10 protein-coding genes are annotated in these 9,998 nt (G+C 73.4%); 2 read left to right on the top strand and 8 right to left on the bottom strand.

Annotation, left to right across the window (positions count from 1 at the left end; translation table 11 throughout):
* Positions 1–130: 130 nt before the first annotated feature.
* The 4 genes from ACFW1I_RS36385 to ACFW1I_RS36370 all read right to left on the bottom strand — a co-directional run bounded on the left by ACFW1I_RS36385 (position 131) and on the right by ACFW1I_RS36370 (position 2,987).
* Complete coding sequence (locus ACFW1I_RS36385) at positions 131–928, bottom strand: VOC family protein (RefSeq protein ID WP_384678069.1); 798 nt, start codon at positions 926–928, stop codon at positions 131–133.
* Between the two features lie 102 nt (positions 929–1,030).
* Positions 1,031–1,552: an NUDIX domain-containing protein gene (locus ACFW1I_RS36380; protein ID WP_384678067.1), complete on the bottom strand. Its 522-nt coding sequence runs from the start codon at positions 1,550–1,552 to the stop codon at positions 1,031–1,033.
* A gap of 34 nt (positions 1,553–1,586) precedes the next feature.
* Complete coding sequence (locus ACFW1I_RS36375) at positions 1,587–2,519, bottom strand: universal stress protein (RefSeq protein WP_384678065.1); 933 nt, start codon at positions 2,517–2,519, stop codon at positions 1,587–1,589.
* Between the two features lie 57 nt (positions 2,520–2,576).
* Positions 2,577–2,987: a DUF5997 family protein gene (locus ACFW1I_RS36370; protein WP_384678063.1), complete on the bottom strand. Its 411-nt coding sequence runs from the start codon at positions 2,985–2,987 to the stop codon at positions 2,577–2,579.
* Between the two features lie 92 nt (positions 2,988–3,079).
* Between ACFW1I_RS36370 and ACFW1I_RS36365 the strand changes: the two genes are divergently transcribed.
* Both ACFW1I_RS36365 and ACFW1I_RS36360 read left to right on the top strand, forming a co-directional pair.
* Positions 3,080–3,847, top strand: a complete 768-nt coding sequence (locus tag ACFW1I_RS36365; RefSeq protein WP_384678061.1) for a LysR family transcriptional regulator substrate-binding protein — start codon at positions 3,080–3,082, stop codon at positions 3,845–3,847.
* Positions 3,848–3,921: 74 nt separating this feature from the next.
* Positions 3,922–4,500 carry a Type-2Aa cytolytic delta-endotoxin gene (locus ACFW1I_RS36360; RefSeq protein ID WP_384678059.1) on the top strand — a complete coding sequence of 193 codons (579 nt, stop codon included), beginning with the start codon at positions 3,922–3,924 and terminating at the stop codon, positions 4,498–4,500.
* Positions 4,501–4,540: 40 nt separating this feature from the next.
* Here the strand turns inward: ACFW1I_RS36360 and ACFW1I_RS36355 are convergent, their stop codons facing one another.
* The 4 genes from ACFW1I_RS36355 to ACFW1I_RS36340 all read right to left on the bottom strand — a co-directional run bounded on the left by ACFW1I_RS36355 (position 4,541) and on the right by ACFW1I_RS36340 (position 9,766).
* Complete coding sequence (locus tag ACFW1I_RS36355) at positions 4,541–5,101, bottom strand: DUF6328 family protein (protein WP_384678057.1); 561 nt, start codon at positions 5,099–5,101, stop codon at positions 4,541–4,543.
* Positions 5,102–5,175: 74 nt separating this feature from the next.
* Complete coding sequence (locus ACFW1I_RS36350; protein ID WP_384678055.1) at positions 5,176–6,834, bottom strand: FAD-dependent oxidoreductase; 1,659 nt, start codon at positions 6,832–6,834, stop codon at positions 5,176–5,178.
* A gap of 34 nt (positions 6,835–6,868) precedes the next feature.
* Positions 6,869–7,774 carry a diiron oxygenase gene (locus ACFW1I_RS36345; RefSeq protein ID WP_384678052.1) on the bottom strand — a complete coding sequence of 302 codons (906 nt, stop codon included), beginning with the start codon at positions 7,772–7,774 and terminating at the stop codon, positions 6,869–6,871.
* Positions 7,775–7,999: 225 nt separating this feature from the next.
* Complete coding sequence (locus ACFW1I_RS36340; protein ID WP_384678050.1) at positions 8,000–9,766, bottom strand: S8 family serine peptidase; 1,767 nt, start codon at positions 9,764–9,766, stop codon at positions 8,000–8,002.
* Positions 9,767–9,998 lie beyond the last annotated feature (232 nt).

Below are 9,998 nucleotides of genomic sequence, written 5' to 3'. Positions count from 1 at the left end.
CGCCCCCCCGCGCCCCCCGCAGCGGGGGATGACACCGGGGGTGGCGCGCCGGCGCGCCCCCGGGGCCGCCCCCCCCCCCGGGCCCGGGGCCGCCCCCCCGGCGCGGGCGCCCCGCCCCGGGGGCGCCGGCTCATTCCATCGGCGGTACCTCGCCGACGGTCGTCCGGACGTCGATCACCGCGAACGCGGCGCCCTGCGGGTCGAGGAGGGCGGCGAAGCGGCCGAAGGGGCTGTCCATCGGGCCGAAGACCTTGCGCCCGCCGAGGCGTTCGGCGGCGGCGACCGCCAGGTCGCAGTTGTCGACGGCGTAGTAGACCTGGATGTAGGAGGGGACCTCCGCCGGGAAGTCCTCGGGCGTCATCCTCATGCGGCCGAGGATCGGGTCGGCGCCGAGGTCGAAGACCTTGTAGTCCATGTGCTCGTCGGTCATCTTCTTGGCGTTGTAGCCGAAGACGCCGGTGAAGAAGGCGTCGGACTTCTCGGGCTCGCGGGTGAAGACCTCGGCCCAGACGTACGAGCCGGTCTCCCCTTCGAGTTCGAAGCCCTCGTGGACGCCGGCCTGCCAGAGGCCGAACACCACGCCCGCCGGGTCCTGGGCGATGCACATCGAGCCGAAGTCGCCGACCTTCATCGGCTCCATCAGCACCGTGCCGCCGGCCGCCTTGATCTTCTCCGCGGTGGCGGCGACGTCGTCCGAGGCGAGGTACAGACACCAGGCGGACTGCGGCGGGGCGTCCCCGCCGGGCATCGGCGGGACGACGGCGGCGACCGCCTTCCCGTCCTTGTACGCCTGGGTGTAGTTGCCGAACTCCGTCGACGCCTCGCCGAAGGTCCAGCCCAGCACATCGGCGTAGAACGTCTTGGCGCCCTCGGCGTCGGTGAACATCGCGTCGGTCCAGACCGGTGTGCCTTCAGGTCGTACGGCCATGACGTGACTCTCGCTTCCGATCGATGACGTTATGGGGTGTTTCGCGGTCCACGCCCACGCTAGCCAGGCCCCGGCGGTCCCGCGCGGTGGCGCGCGGTCGGCTCAGGACGACGGGCGGCCGAGCGTGTAGCGGTGGAAGGGCGCCGGCGGCAGCGCGAGGTCGGGCCGCCACACGGCCAGGACCTGCGCGGAGGGCAGGAACAGGGCCTCCGGCAGCGCGTCGGGGGAGGTCCACTCCCAGCACCGGATCTTCTCCGGTTCGGCGACCTCCGGGGTGCCGGTGAAGGCGCGGACGACCGTCGCCGCCGTCATCCGCGTCAGGTCCGGCGAGGTGACCGTGTCGAGGAGCAGCCCGAGGACCTCGACCTCGGCCGCGCCGGTGACCAGCGTGGTCTCCTCGGCCAGCTCCCGGGCCGCGGCCTCCTCGATCGACTCGCCCGGTTCGACGCCGCCGCCCGGCAGTTCCCACACGCCCGAGCGGTCCAGGCCGAGCAGGACCCGGCCCCGGGCGTCGAGCACGACGATCCCGGCGCCCAGCGCGGCGGTCGCGGTCGGTGGGCGGGTGTTGCGGGCGGCGGAGGCGGGGTCGGCGGCGGGACCGGAGGCGTACCTGTCGGAGCTCATGCGCCCTGTCTACCAGCCGTCACCGACAGGGGGGTCAGTCGGTGGCGGGCGGCGGGACGACCGCCACCGGACAGGCGGCGTGGTGGAGCACGGCGTGCGCCACCGAGCCCACCAGGAGTTCCGCGATCCGGTGCCGGTGGTGGCGGCCCACGACCAGCAGGGCCGCGTCGGCGGAGGCGTCGACCAGGAGTCCCGCGGCGTCGCCCGGCGCCACCGTGCGGACCAGTTCCACGCCCGGCCACCGCTCGGCGAAGGGGCGCAGCCGGGTCCGCTGGACGCGCCGGGCCTCCGCGAGGAGGTCCTCGGTGTCGTCGGCGAGGGGCAGGGGCGGCGGCATCTGGAAGGCCGGGGAGGGGGCCGCGACCAGCGTGGACGGGTTCGGCGGGAGCGGCAGTGCCGTCATCGCCTCCAGCGGGACGCCGCGTAGCCCCGCCGTCTCGAAGGCGAAGGCCACCACCTCGTCCGGGGTCTCCTCCGGGTGCAGTCCCAGCAGGATCCGCCCGGCCTCCGGGCCGCTGTCCAGGGACGCGGTGCGGGCCTCGTGCGGGACCACCACCAGGGGGCAGGGGGAGCGGGCGGCGAGGGCGCGGCCGGTGGAGCCGAGCAGCAGGGATGCGAAGCCGCCGTGCCCCCGGGAGCCGGTCACCAGGAGGCGGGCGCCCCGGGCCGCCGCCGGCAGGACGTCGGTGACCGATCCGTCCAGGGAGTCGTACCGCACCGGCATCGTGTGCCCGCGTTCCTCCACGACCGTGCGGACGGCTTCGAGGACGGTGTCCTTCAGCTCCGGCTCGGTGCCGAGCGAGGCGATGCGGGCCGCGCCCAGCTGGAGCGCCTCGGAGCGGACGTGCACCACGACCACGGGGGCGCCCATGGTCTCGGCGGCGCCCAGCGCCCAGGAGAGGGCGCGGAGGCTGTGCTCGGAGCCGTCGACGGCGGCGACGACGGGCGGGTCGGTTACCTCGTTCATGAGGGGATGCCTCCCGCGCCCGGCGCCGCGCCACACCGGCGACGGCGACCGGGTCCGTCAGGCGTTCTGCGCGCGGGCGGCCTCGTCGGCGGCGCGCTGGGCGTTGCGCTCCTTGATCCGCACGTTCTCCTTGCGGACGTCGGCCTGGGTGGCGCGCTCCTTGACCAGCCACTCGGGGGCCTCGGCCTTGAGGGCCTCGATCTGCTCGGTGGTCAGCGCCTCGGTGACGCCGCCGCGGGCGAGACCGGAGATGGAGATGCCGAGCTTGGCGGCGACGACGGGGCGCGGGTGCGGGCCGTTCTGGCGCAGCTCCTGGAGCCAGGCCGGGGGGTTGGCCTGGAGTTCGTTGAGCTCGGCGCGCGAGACGACGCCCTCCTGGAAGTCGGCGGGGGTGGCGTCGAGGTACACACCCAGCTTCTTCGCCGCGGTCGCGGGCTTCATCGTCTGGGAGTTCTGGTGCTGCGTCATGGTGTCCAGGGTATCGAGCGGACGGGCGTGCGCCGACCACGGCCGCCCGCCGACCTGCGCGGACGGGGCGGACCGGCGGGTAATCTTGCGGGGTGACTGACTCCTCCGCGGCCCCCACGACCTTCCGGCTCGCCTATGTGCCCGGTGTGACGCCCTCGAAGTGGGTGCGGATCTGGGAGCAGCGGCTGCCCGACGTCCGTCTCACGCTCCTCCAGGTGACGCCCGGCGAGTCCTTCGGGATGCTCCGGGAGGGTGCCGCGGACGCCGCGCTGCTGCGGCTGCCGGTCGACGGCGAGGACCTGAGCGCCATCCCGCTGTACGAGGAGACCAGTGTGGTGGTGGTGCCGAAGGACCACCTGTTCGCCGCGGCCGAGGAGCTGAGCCCGGAGGACCTGGCGGAGGAGCTGGTGCTGCACCCGCTGGACGACACGCTCGACTGGGAGGCGCCGCCCGGCCGGCCCGCGTTCCAGCGGCCGGAGACGACGGCGGACGCGATCGAGCTGGTGGCCGCCGGGGTCGGCGTGCTGGTCGTGCCGCAGTCGCTGGCCCGGCTGCACCACCGCAAGGACCTCACGTACCGGACGATCACCGGTGTGCCCCAGTCGCGGGTGGCGCTGTCGTGGCCGAAGGCCGAGGAGGCTCCCGACCTGGTGGAGGAGTTCATCGGGATCGTCCGCGGCCGGACCGTCAACAGCACCCGGGGGCGGCGGGCGGAGGCCCAGAAGGGCCAGAAGACCGCGAAGTCGGCGCCGAAGCCCGCGAAGAAGGCCGCCGGGGGCAGGCCGGCGCGGCCGGCGAAGCCCGCGCGGGGCAAGGGCGGTGCCGCGGGGCGCGGCGGGAAGCCCCGCCGGGGGCGCTGAGCGGGCCCCTCGGCATACTCCTCCTGTCGATCAAGAGCGCCCACCGTGGTGGGCGGCGAGAACAGGAGAAGCCTTTGGCCGCCAGTTTCAGGACCGTGATCGAGGTGGCGCCCGCCCACCTCGACGAGGCCCGGTCGATCGACCGGGTCTTCCAGGAGGCGATCGCCCCCGCCACCGTCGATTTCGACTTCGAGGCCATCCACCGGGCGGCCGCCGCAGTCCCGGACTGCACCGTCGTCCGGATGGTGCGCGGCTGGGGCCTCAGGGAGCACGCGCCGCTGCTCGTGATGGTGCTCTCGCTGAAGGAGGCCGTCCGGCAGGCGCTGCCGGCCGCGTGCGCGGAGGCGGGCTTCTGGGGGACCGTGGAGCGGGAGCTGGTCGCCGCGTTCACCGGGCTCGGTGAGGCGGTGGACGAGCCGGGTCTGAAGTTCTACGAGGAGTCCGGGCAGCGCACCCGCTACTACCGGGACCTCTTCTTCGCGCTGCAGGACGAGAGCTCGGGCGACGCGCTGCACGCGCTGGCGTTCTGCGTGGACGTCACCGTCGAGCTGCCGAAGGAGCAGGTGCTCGGGCTCGGTCTGACGGACACGGCGCCGTTCTCCGTCGGGCTGAACGCGATCGTGCTGCGCCGTCCGCTCCCGGTCGCGGCCTGATCCGCCGCGTTCCGCCGGCCCGCCGTCCCGGGCCGGACCCTCAGCGCGGCCACGGCCCGAAGCCGTCCTCCGCCTTGTCGTTCCCGCCGTCGCCGTTTCCGCCGCCGTTGCCGTTGGTGCCGCTGCGCCGGGCGATGAACGGGACCATGAACCAGCAGAGCGCCAGCCAGAGCGCCATCACGACGACCAGCCACAGCGCGATCCCGTCGTCCAGGACCATGCGCATGATCAGCAGGAACGTCGACACCATCGTCAGGTAGAGCAGCACCACGCCCACCAGCGTCAGGCGCCCCGCCCAGGACACCGCCTCCGGTTTCAGCCGGCGCCCGGCCACCAGCCGGTGCACCGCCACAGGCGCGACGAGCGCACCCGTGGTCGCCGCTCCCAGACACACCGTGACCACGTAGATGAGCCGGTCGGTCGAGCCCAGTTCCGCGAAGCGCGGCTGGAAGACGACCGCGACGAGGAAGCCGAACAGGATCTGGGTGCCGGTCTGCGCGACGCGGAGTTCCTGGAGGAGTTCGTTCCAGCGGCGGTCCGCGCGCTGGGCGGGGCTCTCTCCGCGTCCGTCGTCGTGCGGGACGCCGCCTGGGGTGCTCATACGGGGCGAGTGCCCCCGCGCCCGCCCCGTATGCCTTCCGCCCGGGTGCGTCTTCTCCGCGCACCCCGTCGGGGTCAGCCCACCGGGCCGCGGAGCCGGCCGCGGCGGGCCGCCGCGACCAGTTCGGGGACGGTCGCGAGCTTGACGCGGGGCCGGCCCGTCGCGGCGCCCCGGGCGCGTTCGGCCCGGTCGATGGCGGCGAGGCCGCGGGCGTCGACGAGCCGCCCGGCGCGGCCGCGGGCGAGGCGGGTGAAGGAGTGCGCGGAGCCCGACGGCTTCGGGAGACGCCCGTCGACCGCGTCGGCGAGCAGGCTGCCGACGGTCTCCGCCGCGCAGGCGCGGTTGGCGCCGATGCCGCCGGAGGGGCCGCGCTTGATCCAGCCGACGACGTACGTGCCGGTCATGCCTTCGACGCGGCCGGCGGTGTGCGGGACGGTGCCGGTGGTCTCGTCGAAAGGGAGCCCGGCGAGCGGTACGCCCCGGTAGCCGATGGCCCGGACGAGGAGGCCGGCCGGGATGTCGACGCCGCCTCCGGGGCCGCCGGCGCGGACGGCGCGGACCGCGTCCTCGCCGAGGGCCGATTCCGGGGCCGAGTGGAAGCGGAGGACGATCCGGCGGCGGCCGGTCCCGGGGTCGCCGGCCCAGTCGACCGCCTCGCGGGCCGTGTCCTTGAGGAGGGCGGCCTTGTCGCCGGGGGCGGCCGTGTCGATGGCCTCGGCGATCCGGGGGTCGTGGGTGTCGACGACGAGGTCGACGCCGGGCAGGTGCCCGAGGGCCAGGAGTTCGGAGGCGGTGTACGCCGCGTCCTCGGGGCCGCGGCGGCCGAGCAGCACCACCTCGCGGACCCGGGAGTCGCGCAGGGCGGCGAGGGCGTGGTCGGCGATGTCGGTGCCGGCGAGGGCGGCGGGGTCGGAGACGAGGATGCGGGCCACGTCGAGGGCGACGTTGCCGGTGCCGACGACGACGACCCGCTCGGTGGCGCCGAGGGCGACGGCGCCGGGCGCGGTCTCCGGGTGGGCGTTGTACCAGGAGACGAGGGAGGTCGCGGCGAGGCTGCCGGGCAGGTCCTCGCCGGGGATGCCGAGGCGGCGGTCGGACGGGGCGCCGACCGCGTACACGACCGCGTCGTGGTGGGCGGCCAGTTCCTCGGCGGTGACGTCCCGGCCGATCTCGACGCCGAGCCGGACGGTGGCCCGGGGGTGGGTGTGGAAGCGGGCGAGGGTGTCGCCCGCGCCCTTGGTGCCGGGGTGGTCGGGGGCCACGCCGTAGCGGACGAGGCCGCCGGCGACCGGGAGCCGGTCGATGAGGGTGACCTCGGCGTTGGTGTGGAGCAGCAGGTCCTCGGCGGCGTACATGCCGGCCGGGCCGGTGCCGACGACGGCGACCCGGAGGGGGGCGAAGTCGGAGGGCAGCGAGCGGGCGAAGGACGGCTCGCCCCAGGGGTGGAAGGTGGGGGAGGCGAGGACGGGGGCGGGGTCGCGGCCCTCGTAGTGGGCGGCGTTGACCGCCTCGTACCGCTTGAGCGGTCCGGTGAGCCGGTCGACCGGGAAGATCGCGTCGACCGGGCAGGCGTCGGCGCAGGCCCCGCAGTCGATGCAGCTCTTCGGGTCGATGTAGAGCATCTCGGTGGTGCCGAAGTCCGGCTCTTCGGGCGTCGGGTGGATGCAGTTGACCGGGCAGACGGCGACGCAGGTGGCGTCGGAGCAGCAGGTCTGGGTGATCGCGTAGGTCATGGCGGCGGCTCGGCTCGGCTCGTCGGGGTCGGGGTCAGAGGAGGTGGGCGCGCTGGTAGAAGAAGACGGCGGGGCGGGTCAGCATGCCGACGTCGCCGAGGAACTCCATGAGGCCGGAGCAGCTGGCGCGGAGCTGGGCCTTGTAGTGCTCGTTGGCGGCGGCCTCTCGGCGGGCGCGCTCGGGGTCGAGGCCGGCCCGGACGTACACCTCGGGGTGCACGAGGCTGGTGATGATGTAGTACGCGGCGATGGCGACGATCAGCGCCTGGAGGTGGCGGCGGGTCCGGCCGGCGCGGGCGAGGTGGCGGCGGGTCTCGTCCCGGGCGAACTTCATGTGCCGGGATTCCTCGACGACGTGGATGTTGTTGATGGTCCGGACGAAGGGGACCACCCGCTCGTCGCGCATCCAGTCGCGCTGCATGACGTCGAGGACCTCCTCGGCGACGAGGATGCCGGCGTAGGCGGCCTCGCCGAAGCCGACGGTCTTCATGACCCTGCCGAGTTCCATGACGGAGCGCTTGGGCCGGTAGGCGGGGGCGCCGAGCTTCTGGGAGCCGCGGGCGAACATGATCGAGTGGCGGCACTCGTCGGCGATCTCGGTGAGCGCCCACTGGAAGCGGGGGTCGGTGTGGTCCGTGCGGTAGATGTCCCGGAGGATCATCTGCTGGAGGATCATCTCGAACCAGATGCCGGTGGAGGCGACGGAGGCGGACTCCTGGCGGGTCAGCTCCTTCTGCTGCTCCTCGGTCATCTCGTGCCAGTAGGCGGTGCCGTAGAGGCTGTTCCACTCGGGGCTCTGTCCGTGGAAGCCCTTGTCGAGCGGGGTGTCCCAGTCGACCTCGACGGCGGGGTCGTAGCTGAGCTTGGCGGCCGACCGGAGGAGCCGTTCGGCGACGTCGTCGTGGTCGTGGTTGTCCGGGCGCACGGTGCTGCTGGCCATCGTTGCGGCTCCTTGGGTCACGCGGTCGGCTCGGGTCCCTCTTGTTAGACATCGCGTCTAGCAAGCTTGTTAGACGGAACGTATAGCAAGGGGGTCGTGCGGGCTACCCCTCGGTACGGGATTTCTCCGCCGGACATGCCGCCGGACATGCCGAAGGGGCCGGAGCGGGTCCGCTCCGGCCCCTTCGGGGTGCCGGTGAGGGGGATCAGCCAGGCTGCCCGACCGTCAGAAGGTCAGGTTCCAGGCGTCGATCCGGCCGGTGTCCGCGTTCGCGTTGTCGTTCACGCGGAGCTTCCAGACGCCGTTCGCGACCTCGGCGGAGGCGTTGACGGTGTAGGTCTGGACGATGTTGTCGGTGGAGCTGCCGGTCCGGTTGTGCAGGGTGTAGACCGAGCCGTCGGGGGCGACCAGGTCGACCTTGAGGTCGCCGATGTAGGTGTGCTTGATGTCCACGCCGACCTTGAGGGTCGCCGGCGCGTTGCCGGTCACCCCGCCGACGGTGATCGCGCTCTCGACGGTGGCGTTGTCGGAGATCGTCACGTCGGTCAGGTTCTCGAAGTACGCGCCGGGCGGCGGGGTCGAGCCGCCGACGGCCTTGAGCGCGTCGACGCGGCCCTCGCCGAAGAAGCTGTTCTTCGCCGTGGTGCCGGTGCAGCGGGCATCCGAGGGGCAGGCCAGGTCGGTGGCGTGCTCGCCGAGCTTGGCCCGGATGTCCGCCGGGGTGTACGCCGGGTTGGCGCTGGCCAGCAGCGCGGCGACGCCCGCCACGTGCGGGGAGGCCATGGAGGTGCCGCTCAGCGAGGAGTACTTGCCGCCGGGGACGGTGCTGTACACGGACTCGCCGGGGGCCGAGACCTCGATGACGTTGCTGCCGTAGTTGGAGAACGACGCCTTCGACGTGCCGCTGGTGCCGTTCGCCGAGACGGTGACGACGCCCGGCAGCTCCGCCGGGATGTCGAGGCAGGCGTTGGTGATGGTGCGGTTGACCGGCGTCGAGTCGTTGGGGCTCGACGAGTCGGTGGTCTTGTTGGCCAGGTCCACGTTGGAGTTGCCGGCCGCCGCGACCTGGAGCGAGCCCTTGGACTCGGCGTACGCCTGGGCGCGGCCCACGCCCTCCAGGATGGCCGCCTGGTCCAGGTTGTCCGGGCAGTTGAACTGCCACGGGTCCGTGTAATAGCTGTTGTTGGTGACCTTGAAGCCGTGGTCGCCGGCCCAGACGAGGCCGCAGATGGTGTTCTCCGCGAAGAACAGGGTGGAGCCGGGTTCGGCGATGCGCACCGAGGAGATCTTGACGCCCGGTGCGACGCCGATGGCGCCCTTGCCGTTCTTGGCGGCGGCGACCGTGCCGGCGACGTGGGTGCCGTGCTGGTCGACGTCGCGCCAGGCGCCGGCGCGGGTGTCCGCCTTGCCGTAGGCGCAGGAGACGGAGTCGGCGGCGTTGAAGTTCGGCGCGAGGTCCTGGTGCTGGTCGTCGACGCCGGTGTCCAGGATGCCGACCTTGACCGAGGCGGAGCCCGGGTTCACGGCCCACGCCTGGTCGGCCTTGATCTGGGTCATGTCCGAGCGGACCGGCTCCGTCGTCGGGGCCGCGGACTGCGCCGGGTTCGACGGGAGGGCCGGGTTGTACGCGTCGGCCGGGACGTCCGAGGTGCGGGTCGCGCCGACCTTCTGCACGCCCGCGACGCCACGCATGGTCGAGGCGAAGGAGGCGGAGGTCGAGTGGGCGACGACCACGCCGATGGCGTCGAAGGAGGAGAAGACCGAACCGCCGTTGGCCGCCACGGCGTTGCGGACCGCGGTGGTGTCACCGGGAGCGGTGATGACCAGGTACGCGCGGGTGCCGGCGGCCCAGGCGGCCGGCGCCTCCTGCGCGGTCCGGGCGTTCGCGGTGAAGGCGGCCAGCGGCTCGTTGTCGACCGGGGCGGCCTGGGCGAGCGAGACCGGGCCCGCGAGCGCCAGGGTCGTACCGAGGGCGATCGCCGCGATTCTCATCCGGCCGGGTATGTGGGAAAACAATGCGTCCTCCGATGGCCCGGTGGCGCGGGTGGCGCCGGCCGGGCCGTGTGATGTGTGGGGTGGACGCAAGATCCCAGACGGGCGGGGCGGAGGGAAGGCTTCTGTCCGACAAGCCCGTTCATGTAACAGAATCTTGACTTGAACATGGCGAAAAGGGGGCGGATTTCCCGCTCCGCCCCCTCTCCGCCGGATCACTTCAGGTACGGGC

The organism is Streptomyces sp. NPDC058955 (genome assembly GCF_042741435.1).
Classification (GTDB): domain Bacteria; phylum Actinomycetota; class Actinomycetes; order Streptomycetales; family Streptomycetaceae; genus Streptomyces.
Note: the sequence above shows the minus strand (reverse complement) of the source record. Positions and strands in the feature narration are given on the sequence as shown.

Bases quoted from the DNA above. Each gene is read 5' to 3' on its own strand.
- ACFW1I_RS36380 (WP_384678067.1), bottom strand. From the start codon at position 1,552: ATGAGCTCCGACAGGTACGCCTCCGGTCCCGCCGCCGACCCCGCCTCC.
- ACFW1I_RS36355 (WP_384678057.1), bottom strand. From the start codon at position 5,101: ATGAGCACCCCAGGCGGCGTCCCGCACGACGACGGACGCGGAGAGAGC.
- ACFW1I_RS36340 (WP_384678050.1), bottom strand. From the start codon at position 9,766: ATGAGAATCGCGGCGATCGCCCTCGGTACGACCCTGGCGCTCGCGGGC.
- ACFW1I_RS36350 (WP_384678055.1), bottom strand. From the start codon at position 6,834: ATGACCTACGCGATCACCCAGACCTGCTGCTCCGACGCCACCTGCGTC.
- ACFW1I_RS36370 (WP_384678063.1), bottom strand. From the start codon at position 2,987: ATGACGCAGCACCAGAACTCCCAGACGATGAAGCCCGCGACCGCGGCG.
- ACFW1I_RS36345 (WP_384678052.1), bottom strand. From the start codon at position 7,774: ATGGCCAGCAGCACCGTGCGCCCGGACAACCACGACCACGACGACGTC.
- ACFW1I_RS36385 (WP_384678069.1), bottom strand. From the start codon at position 928: ATGGCCGTACGACCTGAAGGCACACCGGTCTGGACCGACGCGATGTTC.
- ACFW1I_RS36375 (WP_384678065.1), bottom strand. From the start codon at position 2,519: ATGAACGAGGTAACCGACCCGCCCGTCGTCGCCGCCGTCGACGGCTCC.